Origin of the sequence: uncultured Campylobacter sp. (genome assembly GCF_938030145.1) — a bacterium.
GTDB lineage: Bacteria > Campylobacterota > Campylobacteria > Campylobacterales > Campylobacteraceae > Campylobacter_B.
Genome location: NZ_CALHGM010000014.1, coordinates 15,186 through 40,749, shown reverse-complemented (window position 1 = coordinate 40,749; position 25,564 = coordinate 15,186). Strand labels below are relative to the sequence as shown.

Below are 25,564 nucleotides of genomic sequence, written 5' to 3'. Positions count from 1 at the left end.
GCTCGTTTGCAAAATGCTTGTGAACGCAAAAGCGCACTCGGCACGAAAATCGCAATGAATGCAAAATTCGCGCCGAGCCTTAAAATAGCTACGCCCTTAGCGAGCGACTTTAAATTTAAGCATTTGCAGATCGTAATTATTTACTCGCTCGTATTGCATATCCTCGATAGAGATCGCAGGAAGCGCGCACGAGCCAGCCATAATCACGTTTATCGGCGTGTAGATGACGCCGGTACTATTATAGCCCTCTTGCGGATCGTAGTAAAAATAACCGCTTTTCGGGAAGTGAAGTACTCGGTCGTACAGATACTCCGTATGCTCGATCGCTACGCTATCCACAAAGCCTTCCGGGCGAGCCTGTGCGGCCGAGCCCAGGCGCTCATTTACCGCCTCAAAGCAGCTAGGCATCGCCTCGTCGATTGCGAAATTATACAGATAATGATTCGCTCGCCAGCTGATCTTAGAGTAAATTTTCTGCCCTACTTTGAGTTTGTTTAGATCGACGATGTTGCCGCGAGCATCGAGAAACTCGCGATAAATTTCAACCTTCTTATCTCGGTCGTTATCAAACGGTCTATTTATGCTAAGCGGATTGTGTTTGACCGCAGCGCTTTCATATCCAAATCCCAGCACCGTAAAAAACAGCTCGCCGTTGCCGCTCATCGGCGTAAATTCTATCGAGCCGTCTTTAACCGCAAGCTTGGTATCCAGCGGCGAATTAAAATTTTTCGTCTCGCCGTCGTATTTCAAAGCAAAGCTAATATCTTTTTTCGCGTCCTTAAAATACGCATCAAATCCGCGTATAACGCTCGCTCTCTCCTGCGTATTGTCCGCATCTTTTAGGTTGCGCACGAGCGCGATAGCCGCCTTGCTTGTGCTATCGTCTTTGATGCCCGCCTTGCCGAATGCGTAGAGCTTAAAGGCGGCGTCTCTTATGTCGCTAGCAAACGTCAAGCCCGCTCCGTCTTCGGCGTAATCATAATCCATTTGGTTTATTTTTTCACGCATGAAGTTAAACTCGGTCGTCATATTGTGCTTTTTAAGTATCGCAGCCATAGCGATGCGAGCCATCGGCGAGTTGTCATAAAGGCCGTTGTCGTAAATGAAATTTATCTCATCGTCATCCAGCTTGCCGTATTGATCTAGCACGAAATCCGCATATACTCGAAGCGTCGCTTGATCTTCGTAGTCTGATTTTAAGGCGCTAAATATCAGCGATCTTTGCTTATTGCTAAGGAATTTATAGCGCGCGTCAAGCTCTAGTAAAACGTCGCTTGCGTAAATCGAAGCGTAGTAATTAGTAACGCCGTGAGCACTCCAGTAGCCGAAACTGCCGCTAGGTTTGAGGCGAGATAAAATTCTACTTGCATACTCGTTTACGCGGTTAGTTAAGGTTTTATTGGAGTCTTTGCGTGCGACATAATCAACCGCTACCATCTTTGAGGTAAGCTGCTCGGTGCAACCGTAAGGATAGAGATATAGCTCGTCCGCTAGGCTAAAAGCATTAGGCGTAGCGCTGATGTGAGTATAAATTTCTTTATAGCTCGGATCGATTTTGAGCGTTACCGGCTTATCGCCATAGCTTACGTGAAATAGCTTCGAGCGCGGGAACTGGCTGATTATGTCAAATTCCACGTCGTTGCTAAATTTCTGCCCGTTTGCGTCAAGGTCAAATTTAATGTTTGCATCCGCGATATCAAGCGCGCTCGCGGTGAAGTTCGTATGCTTGACTTCAAGCGGCTTGAGCGTGAAATTTGCCTCACCGCCGCTTATAGCGACCGAAGGAGACGAGCTGATTTTTAAGACCGCCTTTTGCTCTTTGTCGGTGGTGTTGATGAGCGTTAGCGGCACGGAAATTTCATCGCCGCGCACCATATAGGTTAAATCGGCGGGCTTTATGATCACGTCGTCTCGGACCTTGGCTTCGACGTTTGCCGAGCCGATCGTAGCCGCCTCTCCGATAGCCATGGCGCTTAGTCGGATCGTGGAGTTAAAATTTTTCGGCATCGCAAGCTCAAATTTCGCCTCGCCGTTTGCATCCGCTTTTGCGATCAGCATTTTGATAAATTTTTTCTGCTTTTTGTTTTCGACCGGGCTTAAATTCCGTTTAGCTTTCGCCATCACGCCGTCGCCGCCGAAGCTTAGCTCTTTAGCAGTAGTTTGATACACGCTAAGATCGTCGTAAATGTCAAAGTACCGCAGCGCAAAATACGCGCTAACGTCAAACGCCTTAAATGCATCAAGTTCCTCTTGTGAGACGATATCTAAAATTCCAAGATCGACTGCGTAGAGCACCACTTTGGAATTTGGCTCGCTTTTTACGCTGATCTGCGCGTTTTGCCCATTTTTGTAGCTTTTCTCGGCTAGGATTTGCACGTTAGCCTTGTGCGAGCTCGCATCTAGCGCCACCGGCACGTTTGCATAGGCGCGAAGCGGCATCGCAGCGGGTGTCGCAGCGCGCGCGATTACAGCGTTGATGTGTCCGCCGACGAAATTCTCCGGCACGCTAAGCTCAAATTCCGCGCTACCGCCTTTTATGGATAGAATTTTATAGTCGTAAACCTGCTCTCCTACGAGCGAGATATTTAGCACGCCGCTTTCTACCGGCGAATTGATGACGCCTTTAATTTTATCTCCAGCTTTAACCTTGTCGCTTGCGAGGTTGATTTTAGCGCTTTGCACGTCTTTAGCGTTTACCCGTCCATAATATCCCCAGCCGCTTACGTCCACGCGCACGCCAGCACTCGCGCCGCTTGAGTAATTGTTTGCGACGATTAGATAATTGCCGCCGTTTTGGAATTTGTACTCAAACTCGCGCGCATCGGTGCTAACGGCGCTTACGAGATTAAAGCTTTCTTGCTCGACGTATCTGTTGCCGTCATAAACGTAAGTAAAATCGTCGCGGTAAATTTCAACGTCGATCTTGCCTTTGACGTCGGTTTTGGTTTTGGAATCTAGCAGCGCAAAGCCGAATTTTACGCTATCGCCGCTTGATATAAAATCTTTGTTCGCGCGAATTCCTACGATACGATCATAAGGCAGATAGCTCAGGCTGCGATATGCGTTTACGTTTTTGCCCTCCTCGGTTACGCTGAAATTTAGTAAAATATTTATGGCGTTAGAGACATTTAGATCAGCTGCTGCCGGCGAGAGTGCAAGCTCTTTTTTACCGGCGGGGCTTAGCGTAAATTCCGCTCTGCGAAGCTGCGTAGCGCCCTTTTTCTTTAAGCGATCGTTTAGAAACGAAAAGCCCTCGTAGCCTTTAATTTTTAGCTCTTTTTCGTAGGCGTTTGCTTCCAGCGAGCCTTTCAAATCTCCAGCCGGCGCGCCTGCAAGATAGTTTGAGCTTAGCTTTAAAGTTATGATCTCATCCGCGCCGTATTCGTCTTTAGCAGTTAAAATTTCATTTTTAATGCGGTTTGGGACGAAATTTTCTACGCTGAAGCTTTTAGAAGCGATGATTTTGTCCTCATAGATGAGATCCAGGCGGTAAGTGCCGCTTTTCTCGCCCATCAGCTCGTCGATTTTAACGCTACCGAACTCATCGGTGTTTTGCGCGCGCGTGATGACCACAGTGCCGCTAGGATCGTAAATTTTAAATTTAATCGGCGTATTTTTTAAAGAGCTAAAATCGCGATTTTTCATCACGATCGTGCCTAAAAGCCGCTCATTCGGGCTTATCAGCTCGCTTGCGAGATAAACGAACGGACGCTTTGCAGTAATCGTTTTCTCGACGCTTGCTACGGCGTTATTAAACAGCACGAACGCATGCTCATCGCCTTTACTAATCTCGATAGAGCGTGGATTTTTGGCTAGAATTTCCATATTTTCTAATCTTAAAATTCCATCTCCGTCCGTTTTATCCTCTACGATTAGCTCATTTTTATCGCTGTAAATTTTAACCTTCGCTCTGCTTAGCTCCTCGCCATTACTAAGCCTAGAAGTATAAATTAGCGCGCCGCGCTCAAGTAGCACCACTTGAGCCGTAATGTCGCTAAGATAGGCTACGCGCGAAACCTCTTGCATCTTTTCGCCCACTTTGTAAAACGCCGTGATTTTATAAATTCCATCCTCGTAGCCTTTAAAATCCATCGCGATTTTATGCTCCGCAACGGCGTTTTTAGCACCTCCTATATCAAAGCTCTTAACCGCGATCTCACTAGCTAGCCCACCTACACTATCTTCGTTGCTTTCAAAGTTTAAAAAATACCTAAAATTTTGCTCAGGGACTTTGGCAATCGAAATTTTAACCTCATTTACGTTTGAGCTTTTAAAAGCTAACGAAGCGGATTTTGGGATAAAATTTTTCTCGTCGCTAAAGGCTACGAAAGGCAGCCTGTCGCCCATTTTTACGCTTTGTTTTATCTCGTCACGCAAGATATATGAGCTATCTCCGAAGCCCTTTAGCAGCCTAATCTCGTAGCTTTTATTTGGCATAAACTCGTCGCTTACTATATCTGCATAGTAGTAGCATGAAGAATCGTCGCTTTCGCCGCCCTCTTCATCTTCGCCGTAATAATAATATCGCGGCTGAGTGAGGCTAAATTTACTCACGCCTGCAATTCTTATGTATTTTGCGGACAGCTCGTCCATATAGTTAGGAAAACACACTCTAGCTGCGAGCGAGCCGTCTTTTAGAGCCGCAGGACGAATCTGCACGCCGCTTAAATTTGAAGCGTTAATGCTATCATTAAAAGGCTCCTCGTCCGTGCGCAGCTCCACCGGATTTTGCAGCTTTGCGCCCGCTTTTGAGGTGAGGGATTCTATTTGCAATACGACGTTTTGCGCCTTAGGATCGAAGCTGAATAAAAAATTCCGATCATCGTGCGAGCTAAGCTCGTAGGATATGTCGTTTTGGGCTAAATTCTGCGCGCGATAAATTCTAGTCGCTTGCTGTAGCGCGTCCTTGCTAACCGCATCGTTAAATTTAATTGCCACTAGCCCCGGACGCAGAAGCGCGATATGCTCGGTGCTAAAAGGCTCTGTCTCGAACTCAAAGCGCACCCCGCGCGCCTCGCACGAATAATTAACCCCGGCGCTAAGCATCGGCTTTGGATAGAGCCTGATTGAGCTCTCGCTCACGCTTTCGTAGGTGCCCGTGATTTTGGGAGTGCATTTTAAGATCTGCTTTTGCGTGACACTAAATCCACTGCCGTCCACCCCGCTAATCTCGTAAGCCCCGCTAGCGTATTTGATCTCTACGCCTGCGGCAAAGCTAGCCAAAGCGCAAAATAGCGCTGCGCTTAGTAGTTTTGTCTTCATAAAATTCCTTTGCAAAAATTTTACGAAATTATATACAAATTAACCTTTTATTTTCTTTCATTTACTCTAAAATTTGCTTTAGCGAAATTTGCATTTTCATCCAAGCAGCCAAGCTCAAAATCCCCTGCTCCAAGACTTAGCGTAAAAGCCTCGCCGTTAGTGCGTGCAAAATATTCTCCCATTTTAACTTTAGAATTTGCAGGCGCTAGGCTTTGCGTGGTGAAATCGCGTGCCACAAAATTTTGCTGCGAGGAATTTTGATCCGTAAAATTTTTCGCTGTGAAATTTTGAACCTCCGAATTCTGCTCTGTAGAATTTTGCAAGATAGAATTTTGCGACGCTAAATTCCGTGTGACTGGATTTTTAGTTATAAAATTCCATTCTACAGAATTTTGCTTCGTAAGATTTTGTGATTTTAAATTCTGTAACGCTAAATTTTGTCGCATAGAATTTTGTACCGCAGAATTCTGTTCTGCAAAATTTTGCTGTGTTAAATTCTGCTTTAAATTATCTTGCTGCGCCGCGCTAGAATGCTTGGAATCCAAATCCGTGGAATTCTCCCTCGTAAACGCGGTGGAATTTAGCGCTATAAACTCCCGCGAACCGCCGCTTAGCCTGATATATACCCGCTCGCCAAAAACCGCTGTGCACTGTATCTTTAACCGCAGCGTGCCGTCCGCGCCGGTCTCGTAGGTTTTGGCGTTGATGTCGTTTAACACGGGCTTTACGGCGGCAAATTTAGCCGCGCACCTTCCTGCGCGTACCTTTTGCGGATCGACTAGACCGTGTTTTAGCAGGTAAAAAAGCTCGCTCGTGCCGTAAATTTCGCACTCCTCGTTGGGCTCAACTCCATCGATCGTAAGATCCTCGGCGCTTTGAGCGCACTCCTTTTCGCGGTACGCATCGGTGCATACTCGCCGAAAGCTCACGCCCGCGGGACGCGCAAACTCCGCCTCGCCCAGCATGCTCGATTTATCGAGGAAGGCAAACATATTAAACGCCACCTTCGCCGCACTCACGCCGCCGCTAAGATCCCTAGTCTTGGAGCCGTCGAAATTTCCCAGCCAGACGCCGAGTGTAAATTTAGGCGTAAGCGCGACGGTGTAGAGATCGCGCGCATCGGCGCTTGTACCCGTTTTAAACATCAGCGGCGGCGCGTTTAGGGTGTTTTGCCACACCGAGCCGAGATAGGAGCGCGGCGCGTTTCTTAGCATCTGCGTTACGATATAGACGCTTTGCGGGGTTAAAATTTTAGCATCGTCGCCGATCTTCGCGCCCGCTATTTCGAGCTTTCGCAGCTTGCCGCCGTTTGCAAACGCGCTGTATAGGCGAGCAAGATCCATTAGGCTCATCGAAATACTGCCAAGCGCGATACCTGCGCCGTAATAATCCTTGCTAAACTCCGCCAGATGCACGTTTGATAGCATTTCATATAGCCCGTCGTCACCAAGCATTAAATTTAGCTTTACCGCGGGGATATTCAAACTAAGACTTAGCGCGTCGGTCGCACTAACCGCGCCCAAAAACCCCTGGTTGTAGTTGCGAGGAACGTAGCCCGCGAAGGTTATCGGCGCGTCGATCAGCTTCTTTGAAGGGGTGATGAGCCCGTGCTCAAGGGCCTTGGCGTAGATGAAGGGTTTGAGCGTCGAGCCTACGTTTTTTTGTGAGCACACGCCGTCGTTTTGCCCCTCATTAGCGCTAAAATCGTGGCTGCCGACATAGGCGATCACGCTCATGCTTTCGTTGTCGATCAGCACCGCAGCGCCGTTTCTAACGCCCTTATCGCGCAGGGCGAGGATCTCGCTTCTCAAAAAGCCCTCAAGCGCGATCTGGGTTTTAAGATCCAAGCTCGAATAAATTTTACCCTCGTTTAGACGCGCAAGCTCCTGCTCTAGCGCAGTTTGCTCTTTAGACTGCGCGCCCCCTTTAGAGTTTGCGGATTTTTCCTGCGTTTTGGCGTTCGGATAGGAATTTATCTGCGCTTGGGCGGCTAAAGCGAAATTTTGCGGCACCTTGGCGTTGGGGGCGGAATTTGCCTGCGATTCGGCGCTTGCAGCAGAAGACGTCTGCATTTTAGCGTCTGAAGTAGAATCTGTCTGAGCATTAGCGTTCGACGAAGCGAAACCCGTCTGCATACTAACATCCGAAGCGGAATTTGTCTGCGAAATAAAATTTACACGCGACCGCTCGCCAGAGTTTGCATCTGCGCTAAAATTTTGCGGCGAATGCGCCGTATCTTGCCGATTGTTTAAATTTAGCTTTTGCGAATTTTGCGGGTCTTGGTACGGATGTGCAGCATCGGTGACATTCTGCCGCTTGTTTAAATTCATATCCGCATTCGGATTTTGCGGCGAATACTCGGTTTGTCGTTTATTTGAATTTGCATCTGCGCTAAAATTCTGCGGCGAATACGCAGCATCTTGCCGCTCGTTTAAATTTAAGCTCGTTCGTTCGCTTAAATTTGAACTCTCCGGCGCATCTGTTTTAAAATCCGCCTCTTTGGAATTCATTTCTTTCGAATCCGCTCCCACCTGCGCACTCACGGAGCCGGATAGATTCGGCGCGGCTCTTGTCGTATCCGTAAAGCTTAATTCCGCACTCGCCGTGCCCGAAAAATTTGATTCTGCCGCCGCCGTGGCTCGGCGCGCAGACGAGCTTGCTTGCCCCGCTGCCCCGCTAGGCGTACCGTTCGAGTCAAAATTTTGAGTGAAATTTACGTCATCTTTGGCGGTAAAATTTTGCATTTTATAATTGCTAAACGCTAACAGCGCGTAATGCGGCGCGTAATTGGGCGCTGCGTAGCGTCTGGGCGAAAACGGCTCTGCGAGGGCGCGCTCATACTCGCTCTGCGAGATCACGCCACCCTCTCGCAGCTGCGAAATTAGGCGGTTTTTAAGCGCGTTGATGTTTGATCTACGGTCTAGGCGGTTTTTATTCGGGTTTTTTGGGATCACGCTAAGAAGCGCGATTTGAGCGTTGCTAAGCTCGCGCAGATCCTTTTTGAAATAAAAATACGCCGCGGTCTTGACCCCCTCGATATTGCCGCCGTATGGGGCGAGGTTGAAATACATTCCTAAAATTTCATCCTTACTAAAGTGCCACTCCAGCTGAAAGGCGTTGAAAATTTCGATGATTTTGTTCTTGTAGCTACGCTGTTTGGGGCGCATCATACGCGCGACCTGCATCGTGATCGTGGAGGCTCCGACGCGCTCGACGTTGCCCTCGCTTTTTTTAGTAAAATTTTGCGTAAAATTATACGTAGCCGCGCGCAAAATCGAGGCTGGATTGACGCCGAAATGGTAGTAAAAATAGCGATCTTCAAAGTAGATCGCGCTTTGTTTCAGCCGCGGCGGTATCTCGTCCGCGCTCGCGTAAAAGCGCCAAATTTGATCGTCGCTGATCTGCATATTTAAAATTTCGCCGTTTCGGTCGTATAAAATTCTACTCTTCTGCTTATTTAGCATATCCAAATTTAGCGGATAAAGCGCGTCTAGGATCAAAAACAGAGCGAATGCAAATGCGCAAAATAGCGTGATTTTTAATGTAAATTTTAGAAATTTCATCGCGCAATTATATCAAAGAATTTTAATGATTTTAGGCTATAATGGCGCCTTTTTGCAAAGGAATAATCTTGGACGCTCTAGCTAAGCTAAACACCGAACAATACGCCGCAGCGACCGCTCCTGCGGGGCACAATCTAGTAATCGCAAGCGCAGGCACGGGCAAAACCAGCACCATCGTAGCGCGCATCGCTCATCTGCTAAATCTCGGCACTAGCCCTAGAAAAATTTTGCTCCTTACCTTTACGAATAAGGCCGCAAGCGAGATGATAGCGCGCTTGCAGCGGCATTTTGATAAAAAAATCACCTCTGCAATCGTCGCGGGCACCTTCCACGCCGTATCCTACGCCCTACTTCGCGAGCTGGGCAAAGGCGTGATCTTAAAGCAGCCCGCCGAACTAAAGACGCTGCTAAAAAGCCTCGTAGAAAAGCGCAAATTTTATCACGTAAGCGACGCACGCCCCTACGGCGGGACCTATCTGTACGATGTGTACTCGCTGTATCAAAATAAGGAGATGAGCGCGGATTTTGAGACTTGGTTTAGCAAAAACTACGAGGATCAGGCGGAATTTGCCGAAATTTACGCAGATATTTTGCGCGAGTTTGAAGAGGAAAAGGCGAAATTTAACTACGCCGATTTCAACGACGTTTTGCTAAAAATGCGCCATGAGCTGCGAAAGGGCGCGCCGCTGCGGTTTGATGAAATTTTAGTGGACGAGTATCAGGATACGAACTCGCTGCAAGGAAGCCTCATCGATGCCTTTGCGACGAAAAGCCTTTTTTGCGTCGGCGATTTCGATCAGAGTATCTACGCCTTTAACGGCGCAAACATCGATATCATCGGCAGCTTCGGCAAGCGCTTTGCGGACGCTAAAATTTACGCGCTGAATATCAACTATCGCTCAAGCTCGGCGATTTTGGCGCTTGCAAACCGCGTCATCGCGAATAATCCGCGCCTTTACGAAAAGAAGCTGATCGTGGGCCGTGAGGGCAAATTTAGCGCGCCTAGGCTGCATGTTTACGACGATACGGCGGCGCAATACGCCCACGTAGCCGCACAGATCGCGCAAAGCGGCACTCCGCGCGAAAAGATCGCCGTCATCTTTCGCAACAACTCCAGCGCCGACGGCGTCGAGGTCGCGCTTAAGGAGCTCGGCATCGGTGCAAAGCGAAAAGGCGGCGTGAGCTTTTTTGAAAGCCGCGAGATCAAGGCCTTTACGGACATTTTCGCGATGATAATAAACCCAAAAGATATGATGGCATTTATGAGCACGTGCGAATACGCAAGAGGCGTCGGCAGCGCGCTAAGTAAGGAGCTTTTCGACGCGCTGATCGCGCTTGGGCACGGAAGCATTCACGCAGGTCTTTTGCGTCCCGATGAGAGCGTTAAAATTTTTGAAAAAAAGAGGAAAAACTACCAGCTCGGGCTTTTTGACGATGTGGACATCATCGGCTCGGTATCGCGCTTTGAAGCTTTGGAATTTGACGAGTTTTTTCGCTCGCATCCGGTTTTAAAGCACAATAAAATTACCGAGGGCGGCGCCGTATTTTTGCACGAAATTTATAAAATTTTTAAAAAAAGCGGCTCCGCTGCGAGATCCGTCACGCTCATCTCGCAGATCAAAGACTCGCGCCTTTTCGCGCTTGTGGCGGATTTTATCGCGACGAAACGCGCGACGCTGAAAAACGGCAAGATAGACGAGGATCGCAAAAAGGATGAGATCTCCCGCATCTACGATAAATGCGGAATTTTAGAGCAGATCGCCGGCAAATACGCGGATCCGCAGAGCTTTTATAACTTCATAACTCTGGGTGCAAAGGAGATGAGCGAGGGCGAGGGGGTAAATCTGCTCAGCGTGCACGCAAGCAAGGGGCTTGAGTTTTGCAGCGTCTATCTCATCGATCTGGCGCAAAACCGCTTCCCGAACCTCAAGCTAATGGCGATGGGCGGCAGCCTGGAGGAGGAGCGGCGACTATTTTACGTGGCGGTCACCAGAGCGCGCGACGAGCTGGTGCTAAGCTACGCGAAATTTGATAAGATCAGAAAGATTAATTATGAGCCGAGCTGCTTTTTAAGGGAAGCGGGGCTGGTGAAGTAGGCGAAATTTGCTCGCTAAATTTTTAAATTTCATTTTAGCGCGGACGGATCGTTTGAATAAGAATTTTACTCCTCGCGTACGCCCGCCGCGCCGCCGCCCCGGCTTTTTTATTGGATCGTTGGGGCAAGAATTTCGCCGCGCGATTTTTGTAAATTTTGCGATTTGTAAATTTTTACGGCGCGGACGTTGCACGATATTTTGCGGCTCGCTAAATTTCACAGGCGGTAGCGGGGTTTGAAGCTGCGATTGAGAGGCGTGGTTGCCTGGGGCTTTTTTGCGAGCTGTGCGCGGGCTATGTTGCAGCGCGATCAGGGGCGGTCTGAAAATAGCGATATTTGCGGTGCGGGCGGCTGCAAAATTTTACGCCGCAAATGCGGGCTAAATTTTAAAATTTCATTCCCGCTCTGCCGTAGAGTTTTGACGCGGTAAATTCTCCGCGAAATCTCGCACGGCTAGAATTTTGCAGAAGAATTCGACGGCAATAAAATTCCGCCCCCTATTTTGCTTTTTTCTTACTTTTAAATTTACGTGTTTTATACATCGCAGAACTCAAATTTTATTTAATAAATTTAAAAACGCCGCAAATTCTACGACGAGTTAAAATTTTAAAGCGCTTCAAATTTACAGCGCTGCGAAATTTAAAATTTCACTACGTATTGCGCGCGCTGTAAAAAATACGCGCCCCACTAAATTTATTGTGGCACGAAATCCCGAGCGGCGGCAACCCGCATATTTGATAAATAGATTTCGCATCGCGTAAAATTCCATTGCCGGTAAAGTTTGCTGCCGATCAATTTATCGCCGCATAAAATACTGTCGCGCAAATTTAGCGCAGCACAAAGTCCTTCGCCGCGCAAATCTCACAGCGTATTAAATACCCTATCTCCTGCGTCTCCAAGGCCCGGCACGATATATTTTTGCTCGTTTAGTCTCTCGTCGATCGCCGCGGTAAAAACCTCGACCTGCGGGTAGATCTCGCTAAATTTATGAAGTCCCTCGGGCGCTGCGATGATGGAGATAAATTTGATCTTTTTAACGCCGTTTTTTAGCAGAAATTTCACCGCATCGATCGCCGTGCCTCCGGTCGCAAACATCGGATCGATGATGATTGCGGTACGCTCTGCGGCATCGGCGGGCAGCTTGGCGTAAAAAAACTCCGCCTGCGCGGTCTTTTCGTCGCGCTGAAAGCCCAAAAATCCTACGCTAGCATCCGGTATGAGCTTGAAAACGCTATCTAGCATCCCCAGCGCGGCGCGCAAAATCGGGCAGATCATGATCTTTGTGGCGAGCTTATACGCGCTAGTTTGCGCCACGGGCGTATGCACGCTTACCTCGCGCAGCGCCAGATCGCGCGTCGCCTCGAACATCATCAGGTAGCTGATCTCATCGACGAGCATGCGGAACTGAAACGGATCGGTCCCCCGATCGCGCAGGATCGTGAGCTTATGCTCGATCAGCGGGTGCTTGATCAGCCTCACGTTAGGCAGCTCGCACGCGGTTTGGTACGTACATTTTTGGCTTTGGCTCATTTTCTCTCCTTAAATTTACTGAATTTTGCGCCCTTTGGGGCATTTTAATTATCTGTTTTGGTGCGAACTCCAGTGCCGTGGCGCTAAAATTTTGCCGATAACGGCAACGCGATTTTAAATTTAGCTCATTTTAGCTCACAATGCGCGCGTTACATTTAAATTTAGCTCGGCGGCTCGCTTTAAATTTAGCACTTTTAAAACGCAACGCTTTAAATTTAGCTCGCGCGTGCCGCCTCTGATTTGGTCGCTATTTAAACACGGCGCGCTTTTTATCGGCACGCCGGTGCTACTTTTTGGCGAGCACTTGCGGCGTAAATTTCATCTGCGAAATTATCGTCTGCGGCTGCTTTAAATTTACTTAATGCTCTCGCTCGTGAGCCAAATTTTAAAATTCCCCGCTATCTTGCGCGCCGATAAAATTTTAATTTCATGCACGTCGATCGCCCCGCAAACGAGCTGAAATAAATCGGGCATATCCTCAAATTTAGCCCGCCGCAAGCGGTTAAATTTGCCCTGCCGAAGCGATCAAATTTAACCGCAAAGCCCCTACTCCTTCACCACGCGCAGGAACGAATACACGTCCTGAACTCCGGGCGCGTGCGTCGCGTACCAGATCGCATGCTTTTCGTGCTCGATGTCCGTTACTACGCCGCTAAATACCACGTCGCAGCCCACGATCGCTACGCGCACCGCAGTGCCCGAAACGTCGGTGTCGGAAAAGAGATTTTTCTTTAAATTTGTAAAAATTTCAAACGAATTGCACGGATATTCGGGCTTTTTGACGCGCAGATAGGAATGCACGCGCCGCACGCCTTCGGTTTGCCGAGCTAAAGCAAGCAGCGGCTCGCGCATCGCTTCGCTATCCAGCAGCCCGATGAGATAGACCTCGCCGTAGAAGCATTCGACCTCCAAATCCCAGCTGCTAAGGCCTTTGGTAAATAGAATTTTGCTTTGAATTTTAGTCTGGATGAGCTTGTCGCTAGCGACCTCGCTGACGCTGCGGCGGTCGCGCGCTACGGAGTAGATGTCATACACGCTAAGCGCATTGCCAGCGGGCGCCAGCGGAGCCGCGCACGAGCTAAATAGCACCGCACTCGCGCTCAAAAACACCGCTAAAATCGCTAGAAACAAAACCCTCAAACCCTCTCCAATCTCGTTTAATTTCTAATTATCTCAAGCCAGCTGCCGGCGCCGCTTTTTAAATTTAACCCCGCAGGCACCGTTTTATCGCAGCTTCAAATTTTGCGCAGCGAGATTACGCCCAAACCGCGCGCCGTAAAATTTTACAATATAAATTTTAAAATTTACGTTGTAATTCGCACGGCTTGCAGAATTTTGCGCTTTCGCCATGGCGAATTTCACGCGCAGTATTCGTCGCCGTAAAATTCTACGTGGCTAAATTTCGTTGCAAATTTGCCGCGCGAAATTCTACGGGGTAAATTTCTCGCGGCGGAATTCGCCTCTGTAAAATTTTATATTTCAAAATCCGCGCCCAAAATTTCGCCCAATCGCGGCTAATTCGTCGTAAGCCCGCCGTCTATCGCAAATATCGCGCCGCTGACCCATTTCGCCGCATCCGACGCCAAAAACACCGCCGCATCGCCGATGTCCTGCGCGCTGCCGATTTTGCCGAGCGGATAGATATTTTGCACCATTTGTTCAAACGCCTCGCGCCCCTGCGGGCTAAGCGCGCTTAAATTTCGCTCAAACTGCGGCGTCAGCACGCTTCCGGGCGCTATGGCATTGACGCGAATGCCGAGTTTGCCGACCTCAAAGGCAAGCGATTTGGTGAAAGAATTTAGCGCGCCTTTGGTGATCGAATACGCCGTCGTGGTGCGCCCCACGAGCATTCTGTTTGCGAAATACGACGAGATATTTATCACGCAGCCCTTGCTAGCCGCAAGCGCGCCCAAAAGCCCCTGAGTAAGCAGATAGGGCGCTTTGACGTTTAGGTTTAGATGAGCGTCCAGCAGCGCTTCGTCGGTCGCCTCAAAGGGTACGAATTTTCCCAACCCGGCGTTATTTACAAGGATATCTATCTTAAGAGGTAGCGCTAAAATGCGCTCGCAAAGCCCTTTTATCGTTTTGCTTTGCGCCAAATCCGCCTCTATCGCGTAAGCTTTCACGCCGTAACCGCCCAATGCCTCCTGTGCGATTTTTAATTTCTCCTCGCTTCTGCCGAGCAGGATCAAATTTGCGCCCTCTTTGGCGAAACACTTTGCTATGCCAAGCCCTATGCCGTCGCTTCCGCCAGTGATTACGGCTGTTTTGCCCTCTAATCGTTTCATACTTTTCCTTTCAATACGTAAATTTACGTTCTAAAAATTTGAGCGAGATTTATGGATCTTGCAAACTTCGAAATTTTGAGGCTTTGAAATTTTATTAACTTTAAAATTTCGCCCGCTTTAAAATTTCGCGGCGAAGCGAAATTTCATCGATAAAATTTTACTAACTTTGAAATTCTACCGATAAAATTTCACGGCGGAATTCCATCACAAAGCTTGCGGCGGAATTCCATCGGGAATTTCATCCGTAAATTCCACCCAAACTGCGCCGCTTGGCTTACAGCACCTGTTTTACGCTACTAGCCGTGATTTCAAGTAGCCTCGTAGCAAACGGAAATTTCGCCTTCGTTTCTTCAAACTCCGCACCGCTATCAATAAAACGCGCTGTGCCCTTAACTACAAAGCCACGCCCCGCTCCGAACCTGCCTGCTAGCTCCTTCGTTGCGACGCTAAGCTCGACGTTCGGATTAGCCTCCACGTTGCTTTGCGTCTTTTTCATACCCGCAGCGGGGATGAGGATGCGATCACCCTTAATGACGAGATATCTGTTCCACGTATTGCTGATATGAGCCTCGCCCTGCGCGCAGGTAGCGATACCCACGGCGCATTCGTAATTTAAAATCTCCAAAAATTCCTTGCTAAACATTTTCTCTCCTTAAATTTACATTTTAAAGCTCGCGATTTTGGCTGACAAGCCCCCGCGCGTAACTGAAATCTAACTGCCTCCGCCACTTTCCGCCTCGGTTAAATTTTATATTTCAAAAGCGCCTCCTTGTCGGCTTTGCTTACGCGAAAACTATCGCGGATCTTCGATATCGCCTTGTTTTGGATAAATTTAGCCGTCCGCTTACTCTCCAAAAACGCAAGCGAGATCTCGCGCTGTTTGATAAACATCTCGGCTATCACCCACGCCGCACCCATCTGCACGTAGTACCGCTCGTCGCTTTCGGCGGCGCAAATTTCAAAAAACTCCTCGGGCGAGATCGCGTCCATATTTTGCATAAAATAAACGTAGAAAAATCGCCTCTCAAACTCGTCCGTGCCACCCTTAGCCTGCTTTAGTAGCGCGTCCGCAAAAGCGGCGTCTCTGAATTTCGGAGCGAACATATCGCAAACCGCCCAATTAGGCATCGTTTTGATAAAATCGCTCGCGAGCGCGAATTTCGCCTCATCCTGCTTCAAAAGCATTATAAAAAAGCCCTTTAGCACAAACTCCTCGTGAAAAACGGGCTTATAATTTTGCAGCTTGCGCCGCGCTTCATCTGCTCCACCCAAAGCGGCGAAGCTTTTGCGGGCAAGCGCACGCAGTGCGGGAGTGCGCACGCCTAAAATCTGCGGCGCGGGTATTAGGCGCTGCGAAAATTTCGCAAATTTCTCCTCGCTTAGCGCTCGCAGCTGCCCTAGCATCTTTTCTCGTAGATCCATAGCTTTCCTTTAAATTTTTGATTTAAAATTTTAACTCGCCAAAACGCGAGCCGATCTCGGCGCGCCGAAATTTTGCCGCATAGGACTTTTATTTAAACAGATCGCGATGCAGCTCAAACTAATCGCCCGATAGATCGCGTTTAAATCGCTCGCCGCACCCGCTCAAAGCCTTTGCTCAAAAATACGCTTGCTAAATCGCGCCGTATGCCGCTAGCAGAGCAAGCCGTATCGTCAAAGCCCCTTAAATGAAGCTCGGCGCGTCGTTTGAAAACAAAATTAGATCGCCGCTGTGCGTATTTTCGCTCAAAACCCGCTGCAGATCGCGCTTGTCTTTCAAGACCATAGTCTTTGCGGGATCGATCCTGCTTTGCAGCACCTCAGAATTTAGCTCGCCCGTGATGATCGCGAGATCAAAAATTTCATCGATCTTAGCGCCTAACGTCTCGTTGTCCTCGCGCGTGCTCTCGACGATGCCCGGCGTGATGATGACCTTGCGCCCGCCGTAGCTTCGCATCAGCTCGTAGCTTTGCAGCATGCCGCTTAGATTGCCGTTGAAGCTATCGTCGATGATGATTTTGCCGCCCGCATCGAGACGCGCGAGGCGGTGCTCGACGGCGCTAACATGCGTGACGCGGCTTTTGATCTTATCTGCGCTAAGACCCAAAAATCGCGCGATCTTTATACACGCGGCGAGATTTGCGGCGTTAAATTTACCCAAAATCGGCGCGAAAAACTCGTGTCTCTTTCCTTGTTCGCTCCGCCCGTTTAAAATTTTATGCTCGTTTGGAGCCTCTTGCGTGCCCTGCTCTCTGTCGCTGCAAATTTTATCGTCGCTAGCAGCGCGGGCGGCTTGTTCGTAAAATTCTTGCTCGCTCCGTTCGGCGCAGAATACGGAATTTACTTCGTCAAAATCGGCGCCGTAATTTTTAGAATTTTTGTCTTTTTCTGCGTATATCGCGCTGCCTGTATCTAGGCTCAAATCGCCCTGCTCTTCGCCCTCTGCGGCAGATGTGCCTACGTGCAGCGCAGAATTTTCTCTGCTCGCACCGCTTTCATCATCGCTCAAGCTAAGGCTAAATTTTATCCCGTCCAGATCCGCGCCGCAAATTTCCAGCCCCTCGTCGTAGATCGTGACGCGCTCGTCCGCGCTTTTTTGCGTGGAGCTGTGCAAAAACGCATGCTTTAGCCTCACGCTTGTTAGCGCTTCGAGCTTCGTTTTACGGATGTTTTCAATGCTTTTGAAATACTCGATATGTTGCGCGCCGATCTCGCCCACGACGACGATCTGCGGCGCCAAAAATTCGGTGATCTCGGCGATGTCGCCGCTTAGCCTGGCGCCTGCTTCGGCGATGTATATCTGCGTATCTGCGGGTAGCGCCTCGTTTACGTCGCGCACTAGCCCTGCTAGCGTGTTTACCGAGCGCGGCGTCTTGTAGCAGCGAAAGTCGTTTTTTAAAATTTGATACAAGAAGTTTTTAATGCTTGTCTTGCCGTAGCTCGCGGTGATCTGAATGATCGTAAGCGAGGGCATCGAGGCCAGTTTTTTGCGCGCGGCAGCCTTAAATTTCGCAGCCTGCGCCCGCTCGTAAGCAAAGCTCGCCGCAAGGCCCGCGCCAAGCGGTAAAAAGATCGGCAAAATCGGGCCCCCCGCGGCATAAAACGCGGCGTTAAAGCTAAACACACAAACCGCCAAAATCGCAAAAAATCGCTTCACGCGCGGCGTAAAGACGAGCTTTTTATCTAACCCTCTTTGCCAAAGCCACAGCGCGAGTGCGTAGGCTGCGACGATTAGAATTTTAGCGGCATGCAAGGCATAGAGGGGCGCGGCGCCGAATTTAGCCGCGCAAAGGCTCGCCGCGATCTCGCAGCCAAAATACGCCGCCAGCGGCAAAATCAAAAAATAGAGGTGCCACGCGGGCTTGGTGAAGTGAAAGATAATGCGCGCGGGCTTGTACGAAAACCACTGCAGGCAGGTGATCAGATAAAAGCCCAGCAGTAGGACGAATGCCGCGTGCGCGATCAAAAATATTATATTCATCTTTTAAAATTCCTTTTTATAAATTTACGCGCCCGCTCTGCAAGCCTGTGTGGGCAAAATGCGGCGAGCTCGGGCTAACCGGCATTTGGCTTCATTTGTAAATTTTACGAATTATCGCTTTGCAAATTCTATTTTACAAAATTCGCGTGCTCGCAAATTCACGCTCTCGCAAAAGCTACACGAGCCGCGCTAGATAAATTTACGCTGCCGCGCGCTGACCCGTTTTCGATACCGCGCAGCATCTATCTTTCGCGACCTGAAATTTTTTGCACGCTGCGCATATTGCGACATCGAGCCCTATCTCGCGCAATGATTTGCATTATTTACGGCACATAGACCTTATGTCGCGGTAAATACATGGCGCGGTGCGACTAAATTTAATTGCCCGCTTGCGGTGCACGCAGCGGTTTCGCCGCATCTTGTACGGCTGCCGCAATCGCGAGCGCAGAGCGGAAACAACCCGCCACGGCGTAAAATTTTAAAATTTAACGCGGCACGCCGCAATTTGAGTTTTGCGTTTTATACTGCGCGCCCAAAGAGCGGATTTTACGCCGCTAAATTTTAAATATGTGCTGCGTGCCCGCGACTTTGTAATCTAAATTTACGCTTCGGTTCGCGATCTTTGACGCAAACAGATTTCAAAATTTTAAAACGCGGGCGAACTGCACTAAAGCGCCGCATTGAAACGCTTTTTAAAATGCGTCCACTCTTGCCTTTCGCATGATCTGTTTTTACATCTAAAGCGCGATTTTTAGCAGCGCTAAAATTTCGCGGCTAAATTTTAAAATTTACACCAAATCGCGTTTCGCTTTAAATTTAGCGCGGCGCCAAATCGTTAAATTTAGCTGCCGCTAAGCTCCTTTTCGATCTGCTCGCCAATAAAATCCGCGCTTTGCAAAAAGAAAAAGTGATCCCCCGTCAGCGGATAAAATTTGCTGTTTTTAATGAGCGAGTGGATCAGCTCGCCGCTTTTTAGGCTAGTGGCGCGATCGTCCTTACCCCAAAAGATGAGCGCATTTTGCGGGCTTAGCGCGGAAAAAATATCGCGGAAGTCCTCATTTACGACGTTTTTTAGCGTGCCGTACATCACCTCGCTCATACCTGCGGCATCCTTGCTCGCAAACGCGCGCCAAAGCCCCGCCAGTCCAAGTCTTTTTAAAATTTTAAAAATCGCGATTTTGGCGCGCACGGCAAAGGGCTTGGGCTCGATGATACCGGCGCTGCTTAGCAGTATGAGATTGCGCGGAGCCAGCAATGCAGCGATCTTGCCGCCGAAGCTGTGCCCCATGATCGCCTCGGGCTGCTTGCCCAAAGCCGCGATAAAGGCGCGCATAATCTCCGCGTAATCCTCGCTGCCAAGGGCGTGCGCGGGCTGCGAGCTGGCGCCAAATCCCGGCAGATCGACGCACACTATCGCGTAACGGCGAAATTTGTCCGCAAAAACTCTAGACATAAGCGCCTTGTTTGCGCCCCAGCCGTGCAGCACCAAAATATATTCGGCACGCTGCAGGTTTGAAATTTCGTAGCTGATCTTGTAGCTTTCGCCGCCGCAGACGAGCTCCTTACTCGCCACCGCCGCTCCTTTTGGCGTAAACGGCCTTGAGTAGCTCGACTGCTTTTTCGAGCCGCTCAAACTCGCTCATACTAATCATTACGGCTTCGAATTTGTTGTTTTTGACGATCAGGGCTTTTTTGATTTCTTGGTTTTTGATCTTGTTAAAAACGGTGCTGAAGTTGCGCACGATCTCGGTAGCAGTGTAAATTTCGTCTTGATTTATCATGGCTCGACCTTTGGGGTAAAATTTTACGCAAAATTTAGCGTAAAATTTTAAACGATTTGCTACTTATTAGCGGTGATTTTGGTGATCAGCTCGTAGCTTACAGGGATCTGCCTCATCGGTGGCAGCGACGAAGCAAGAGCTGCTAAAACCTCGGAGAAATCGTCAAATAGGTAGTTTGCGAGGCTGCCCGGATTTGGATTTATCTCGTTTAGATAAATTTCGCCCTCTTTTTCAAAAAAATCACAGCGAATGAGCGCGCCATCGAATGATCCTGCGTTATAAAGCCGCGTAAAGGCGTCTTTCATCTTGCCCTCTAGCAAAGCGCCAGGACGAGCGGGCTCGATCGCGCCACTACGCGAAAAATCCAAATATTTACGATCGAAATTTAAATAGCCCTCTTTTTTCGGCTCTTCGATGTTTGAAAATACGATTTTGCCGTCTATTTTAGCGCCTGCGAGATTGAATTCCTTTACGTTTTCCCAGTATGGCTCTACGATCGCGCTGTCGTCCAGCTCAAAAGCCTGATCCAGCGTATAGCTAAACTCGCTTTCGTTCTTGGCTATCGAAATTCCGATGCTAGAGCCCAAATGAGCGGGCTTAACGATGATCGGAAAATTAAAATTAGGCAGACTAGTACGATTTACGATCTCATACGGCAAGGTTTTTACATTTGCGATTGCAGCTAGGTGCTTGGTTAAAATTTTATTATAGCTTAGCACGCTAGCTTCTATGCGAGGTCCGATATAAGGGATGCCAAAAAACTCAAATAGCGCCGCCATTTTGCCATCCTCGCCGTCGCAGCCATGGATTAGATTGATATATGTGCCGACTTCTAGCATGCTTTTGCTAAACATTCCACTCTCAAAAAATCCGCCCGCACCGATGCTAAGCTCTTTTGCTTTAGCATAGCCGCCCTGCTTAAAATATGCCGCGCGCATATTTTTATCCTCAATGCGGTAAAATTTACGATTTTTATCGCAAAATACAAACTCCAAGTCCCAGCCTTTTAGGGCATTTTTGACGGCGATTGCCGAGATGATACTTACTTCGTGCTCATAGCTTTGAGCTCCAAAAACTAAGCCAAATTTCATTGTTTTCCTTCAAATTTTATTTTCTACGCTAATTTTTTTAACGCCTCTTTGACAAGATCTGACGTATTCGTGCTGCTGCATCCCGCTAAGATTTGATTGATCTTATCGCGCTTAAATCCAAGGCTTTGTAGCGCGGATGCCGCTTCGTTCTTATAAGTCTCGCTAGGACCGAATTCCATTAGCTTCGCATCGCCTAGTTCGGCAATGATCCGTCTAGCGGTCTTTGGGCCTATGCCCGGAACTGAAGTTAGCGTCGCAGCATCCCCCGTAGCTACGCAACGCGCGAAATCCTGCGGAGCGAGCGTCGAGCAAACCGCCATCGCCGTGCTTGCACCTACACCGCTAAGCTTGATTAGAGTTTCAAACATCCTTTTTTCACTCTCGTCTAAAAACCCATACAGCGAATCGGCATCCTCGCGCAGAATTTGTACGCACGCAAGCTCGGTCAGCTTGCCCTGCGTGAGCTTCGCGGAGGTATTTAATGACAATGAAAGAGCGTAGCTCACGCCGCTAGCGCATTTAATGACGCAAGCAGTGGGCTCCTTGCGCGTGATAATTCCTTCGATTGCCGCTATCATCTAAGAGCCTTTAAAATTTCGTTTATGCTCTCATTAAGCGCTAAATTTAGGGCATTATAAATGCTTTGCGAGCTAGGATCAGGCACGAAAACGCGCTTAGTGACGATGCCTGATTTTATGCTTTCTAAAGAATTTAAAATTTCATATCCCATCGTGACGGTTGCTTGATCGTTATTGATCTGAAGCGCTACGATACTGGTTTTTAGGCGTAAATCCCGCTCTTTTGGCACGAAGATTGGATTTAGCGAGCAGGTGGAAAATGCCGCATCTAGCAGCGCCTTATATACCATCTCGCTAGGCATCGTGATAAATTTGGCGTCGCTTGCGAACCGCGTTCGGTTTCTAAAATCCACTATTAAAATATCCCGCCTATCGACGAGATCGGTCGCCGTGATAGTGTCGATAAAGACATTTTTGCGTGCACCGCTAGGATTTACGCAGCGCTTTTGATCATAACGCAGCTCGTAGTAGGTGTATGGCTTAGCCTGCTTAGCTAAGCAGCCGCCTAAAAATATCGCCGCCAGCGTCGCAGCAAGCGTAAACTTTATAAAATTTTTCATCTTTATTCCTTTTTATCGTCGCGATCCGCGCCTTTAGAAGTGTCTTTGAAAAAGAAATCGTAAGGATTGTCCTCTAGCCTAAACATCGCACCTTGGAATTCTCTAAGCGATTTTTTTAGCTCGCGAAGAGTGTTTTTTGCCTCCTCAAGCGTAGGATCCAAGATCGCTTTTAGATTGTACTCGCCGCGATCGATACGCTTAGTGATGATACCTGCGGTTTTATCCAGTGAATTCGATAGATTGGCAGCACTCACGGCAAAGGCGTTTAGATTATCTAGCAGTGCGTCTAGCTCCTTCTCGCGCTCGTTTAAATTTGCTATGAGAGCATTTACGTTAGCAAGCAGTGCGTCTAGACTTTGGAATTTTTTCTCATCACTTAGCTCAGCGCTAAATTTATCCATCGAAGATAGAATTCTATCCACTTTATCGGTATTTTGCTTAGACAACAGCCCATTAATTTTAAAGATCATCTCACTCACGCTATCGGTGATGACTTCGGCTTTGGAGCCGATTTTATCAAGAAGCGTTTTATCCAGCGCAATTATCGGCTTTTTATCATTCGGCGGAAAAAGCTTACCGCTTCCTTTCGTGATATTTATAAACGCGATTCCGCTGATGCCTTGAGATTCTACCTTGGCGACGCTATCTTGCGAGATCGGTAGCTTGCTTTTTACCGAAATTTCAATCTCGATGATCGCATTTTCGATATCGGCAAAGTCGATACTTTTGATGATGCCCGCATTTACGCCGATAAATTTAACCTCGGAATTCTCCTTAATGCCTACGGGAAGCTCTTTTGTGTGGATATAGTAGGAGCGATAGCTCTCGCCGCGATCAGTCTTTGTAAGCATCCACCACATAAACGCCGTAAGAGCCGCGACGCAGATCATAACAAATGCGCCTACTATCGTATATGAAGTTCTATTTTCCAATCTTTTCTCCTAATTTCAGAGCGTAAAATTTAAGCCCTGCGATATGCCTTAAAATAGCCATTTGGGCTTAAATTTTAAAACTTAGCACTTTCTCAAATAGCCGCAAAATTTGCAGAATCATCTGAGTTTAAATTTTAAAGCTTAGCGTGCATTTTGAAATTTCAAAATATCGCCGCGCCGTATTTTAGCGTAAAATTCTACCGCCCCGATTTAAATTTAACGCCGTTTGCTCGTTAAAATTTCAAAATTTAAAAGCGCTATCCAATAAATGCGCCCTTAAATACGACCCGCCTAAATTTTAAAATTTCGATTGAGCCGCTAAGGTCTAAATTTTAAAATTTAAGCCCTGCGGAGCCCGGAATTCCTCGCTAGGTTTAAAATTTAAAATTCTTCCGCTGCTATTTTAAAATTTCAGCTCCTACCTATCTAAATTTTACCCGCCGCGAGCTGTATTTTAGCTCGGTAAATTCCGAAGCTTAATCTCTTTGCCGCATCTTAAATAGCTCTTCGAGCGGGTTGTTTTCTAGGTTTGAAATCTCCTCGATGTTTCCTTCAAAAGCGATTTTTTGATTATCCACAATCAAAAACCGATCCAAAATGTCAAAGATACTATCCACGTCGTGCGTCACCATAACGACCGTGACGCCGAGGCTATCTCTAAGCTCGCAAACAAGCCTATCAAGGGCTCTGGCGCTGAGCGGATCAAGCCCCGAGTTTGGCTCGTCCAAAAATAAAATTTCAGGACTTAGGGCCAGCGCGCGAGCCAGCGCCACGCGCTTTTTCATACCGCCGCTAAGCTCGTTTGGCCTAAGCGCGGCGGCCTCTTTTTTAAGCCCCACCTTTTGAATCCAAAATATCGATAGCTCATCTATCTCGCGCTCGCTAAATTTAGAGTATTCGCGCAGCAGCACGCCTACGTTTTCGAGCACGCTCATCGAGCTGTAAAGCGCGCCGAACTGAAACATCACGCCGCATTTTAGGCGGATCTCGTTTTGCCCTGCTTCGCTTGCGCGCCAAATATCGCGCCCGAAAATTTTAATTTCGCCGCTTTGCGGACGTTTTAAAAATATGAGAGTTTTCATCAGCGTCGTTTTGCCGCTGCCGCTGCCACCTAAAAAGCCGTAAATTTCGCCCTTTTTGACGCTAAAGCTCACGCAATCGTGCATAACGCGCGATCCGTACGCGGTAGTAACATCGCGCGCGACTATGATTTTGGAGGTTTCGCTAGACTGCGCTTGCTCGCTCATAGCCCGATTTCCGAAAACAGAACCGCGAATACCGCGTCGATCGCAATGACCCAAAATATCGCGTTTACGACGCTAATAGTGGTGTATTCGCCGATGCTTTGGGTGTTTCCTTTTACTTCGAAACCCCGCATGCAGCCGATGATAGCAATGAATGCCCCGAAAAACGGCGCTTTAATCACACCTACTAAAAAATGCCTAAGCTCTACAGAAGCCTTAAATCTATCCAAATAATCGCTAAAGGCTATGTCTAAATACGCGTCACACACGATCATCTGAGCAAAAATACTTACCGAATCTGCGATAAAAATGACTAGCGGCATGATTAGTACCATCGCGATAATGCGCGGCATCGCAAGAAAATAAAACGGATCAAAGCCCATCGTCCTCATCGCATCGATCTCTTCGGTGATCTTCATCACGCCGATCTGCGCCGTAAAACTCGAAGCCGAACGACCTGCGATAACAATAGCAGCGATTAGAGGCGCTACTTCACGGAGCGTCAAAGCGCCCATTATATCGATGATATAGATGCTGGCGCCAAATTTAGAAAGCATATCCGAGCCTATGTAAGCAAGCACGATACCAATTAAAAATGCCGTCAATGAGACGATGAAAAGTGCGTCTATGCCGCTATCTTTGATAAAATTTACGGTTTCTTTGAAGCGGAATTTCATCGGATGAATTATAAAAGCCGCGAGTTTGGAGAAAAACTCGCCCAAAAAGCTAGCAAGGCTTAGCAAGCCTAGAATTCCAAGATGGCAATAAAGTCCGATCTGCGCTAAAAAATTTAGCCTGCGAGATTCGGGTACGTAGCTAAAATCGATCGTTTTATCATCCATAAAGCTTAAAATTTTAGCAGCTTTGCAGTTATCCTCCACAAGGCTGACTCGCTTACCGGCAAGGGCGTTTTTGATCATCAGCGCCATGAAATAGTCTAAATTTGAAATTTCGCTTAAGCTTAGCTCCAGCTCGTCTAGATTTTTTACCGCTTTTTTTAGTGCAAGCAGCTGGGCGCGCGAGCTTTTGTAGTTCCACTGCCCGCGTAGCGATAAGGTGTTTTTTCCGCCCGAGCTTTCGAGCGAAAAGGCTAAATTCCGCAAAAATTTCTCTCCAAAATCAAAAAATAGGGGAAATTATAATATAATCAACCTTGGCATTTTATAAAATTTAATGGAGA

General features: G+C 48.1%; 17 protein-coding genes. 1 reads left to right on the top strand and 16 read right to left on the bottom strand.

Annotated features, from left to right (window positions below):
• Window positions 1-96 precede the first annotated feature (96 nt).
• The gene (locus Q0323_RS03580; protein WP_298051566.1) at window positions 97-5,262 is read right to left on the bottom strand and encodes an alpha-2-macroglobulin family protein; all 5,166 of its coding nucleotides are present in this window, start codon (window positions 5,260-5,262) and stop codon (window positions 97-99) included.
• 47 nt (window positions 5,263-5,309) lie between these two features.
• Window positions 5,310-8,825 (bottom strand): transglycosylase domain-containing protein, encoded by a 3,516-nt coding sequence (locus Q0323_RS03575; protein ID WP_298051563.1) that lies wholly within the window; start codon window positions 8,823-8,825, stop codon window positions 5,310-5,312.
• A 41-nt stretch (window positions 8,826-8,866) separates the two neighbouring features.
• On the opposite strand from Q0323_RS03575, the gene Q0323_RS03570 reads away from it, so the two are divergent.
• On the top strand, window positions 8,867-10,921 hold the full coding sequence (locus tag Q0323_RS03570) for an ATP-dependent helicase (RefSeq protein WP_298051561.1): 2,055 nt from the start codon (window positions 8,867-8,869) through the stop codon (window positions 10,919-10,921).
• Window positions 10,922-11,781: 860 nt separating this feature from the next.
• On the opposite strand, the gene upp is transcribed toward Q0323_RS03570, so the two are convergent.
• The 14 genes from upp to Q0323_RS03500 form a co-directional block, all read right to left on the bottom strand.
• Window positions 11,782-12,408, bottom strand: coding sequence for a uracil phosphoribosyltransferase (gene upp / locus Q0323_RS03565; RefSeq protein ID WP_298051588.1), 627 nt, complete (start codon window positions 12,406-12,408; stop codon window positions 11,782-11,784).
• A 588-nt stretch (window positions 12,409-12,996) separates the two neighbouring features.
• Window positions 12,997-13,590 carry a BON domain-containing protein gene (locus Q0323_RS03560; protein WP_298051559.1) on the bottom strand — a complete coding sequence of 198 codons (594 nt, stop codon included), beginning with the start codon at window positions 13,588-13,590 and terminating at the stop codon, window positions 12,997-12,999.
• A gap of 374 nt (window positions 13,591-13,964) precedes the next feature.
• Window positions 13,965-14,738, bottom strand: a complete 774-nt coding sequence (locus Q0323_RS03555; protein ID WP_298051555.1) for an SDR family oxidoreductase — start codon at window positions 14,736-14,738, stop codon at window positions 13,965-13,967.
• Window positions 14,739-15,012: 274 nt separating this feature from the next.
• The gene (locus Q0323_RS03550) at window positions 15,013-15,381 is read right to left on the bottom strand and encodes a pyridoxamine 5'-phosphate oxidase family protein (protein ID WP_177389050.1); all 369 of its coding nucleotides are present in this window, start codon (window positions 15,379-15,381) and stop codon (window positions 15,013-15,015) included.
• Between the two features lie 98 nt (window positions 15,382-15,479).
• The gene (locus tag Q0323_RS03545; protein WP_298051553.1) at window positions 15,480-16,160 is read right to left on the bottom strand and encodes a DNA alkylation repair protein; all 681 of its coding nucleotides are present in this window, start codon (window positions 16,158-16,160) and stop codon (window positions 15,480-15,482) included.
• Between the two features lie 241 nt (window positions 16,161-16,401).
• The gene (locus Q0323_RS03540) at window positions 16,402-18,198 is read right to left on the bottom strand and encodes a Mur ligase family protein (protein ID WP_298051551.1); all 1,797 of its coding nucleotides are present in this window, start codon (window positions 18,196-18,198) and stop codon (window positions 16,402-16,404) included.
• An 841-nt stretch (window positions 18,199-19,039) separates the two neighbouring features.
• Window positions 19,040-19,771, bottom strand: coding sequence for an alpha/beta fold hydrolase (locus Q0323_RS03535; RefSeq protein ID WP_298051549.1), 732 nt, complete (start codon window positions 19,769-19,771; stop codon window positions 19,040-19,042).
• Window positions 19,761-19,979, bottom strand: a complete 219-nt coding sequence (locus Q0323_RS03530) for a prevent-host-death protein (RefSeq protein ID WP_298051546.1) — start codon at window positions 19,977-19,979, stop codon at window positions 19,761-19,763. The genes Q0323_RS03535 and Q0323_RS03530 overlap by 11 nt, the downstream gene beginning before the upstream one ends.
• A gap of 59 nt (window positions 19,980-20,038) precedes the next feature.
• The gene (locus tag Q0323_RS03525) at window positions 20,039-21,070 is read right to left on the bottom strand and encodes a D-alanine--D-alanine ligase (RefSeq protein WP_298051543.1); all 1,032 of its coding nucleotides are present in this window, start codon (window positions 21,068-21,070) and stop codon (window positions 20,039-20,041) included.
• Window positions 21,071-21,093: 23 nt separating this feature from the next.
• The gene (ruvA, locus tag Q0323_RS03520) at window positions 21,094-21,648 is read right to left on the bottom strand and encodes a Holliday junction branch migration protein RuvA (RefSeq protein WP_291937267.1); all 555 of its coding nucleotides are present in this window, start codon (window positions 21,646-21,648) and stop codon (window positions 21,094-21,096) included.
• The gene (locus tag Q0323_RS03515; protein ID WP_298051541.1) at window positions 21,645-22,208 is read right to left on the bottom strand and encodes a hypothetical protein; all 564 of its coding nucleotides are present in this window, start codon (window positions 22,206-22,208) and stop codon (window positions 21,645-21,647) included. Before Q0323_RS03515 ends, ruvA begins: the two co-directional genes overlap by 4 nt.
• 2 nt (window positions 22,209-22,210) lie before the next feature.
• The gene (locus tag Q0323_RS03510) at window positions 22,211-23,140 is read right to left on the bottom strand and encodes an MlaD family protein (RefSeq protein ID WP_298051539.1); all 930 of its coding nucleotides are present in this window, start codon (window positions 23,138-23,140) and stop codon (window positions 22,211-22,213) included.
• A gap of 476 nt (window positions 23,141-23,616) precedes the next feature.
• Window positions 23,617-24,387 (bottom strand): ATP-binding cassette domain-containing protein, encoded by a 771-nt coding sequence (locus Q0323_RS03505; protein ID WP_298051537.1) that lies wholly within the window; start codon window positions 24,385-24,387, stop codon window positions 23,617-23,619.
• A complete protein-coding gene (locus Q0323_RS03500; protein WP_298051535.1) occupies window positions 24,384-25,487 on the bottom strand; it encodes an ABC transporter permease in 1,104 nt (367 codons plus the stop codon). Before Q0323_RS03500 ends, Q0323_RS03505 begins: the two co-directional genes overlap by 4 nt.
• Window positions 25,488-25,564: the final 77 nt, after the last annotated feature.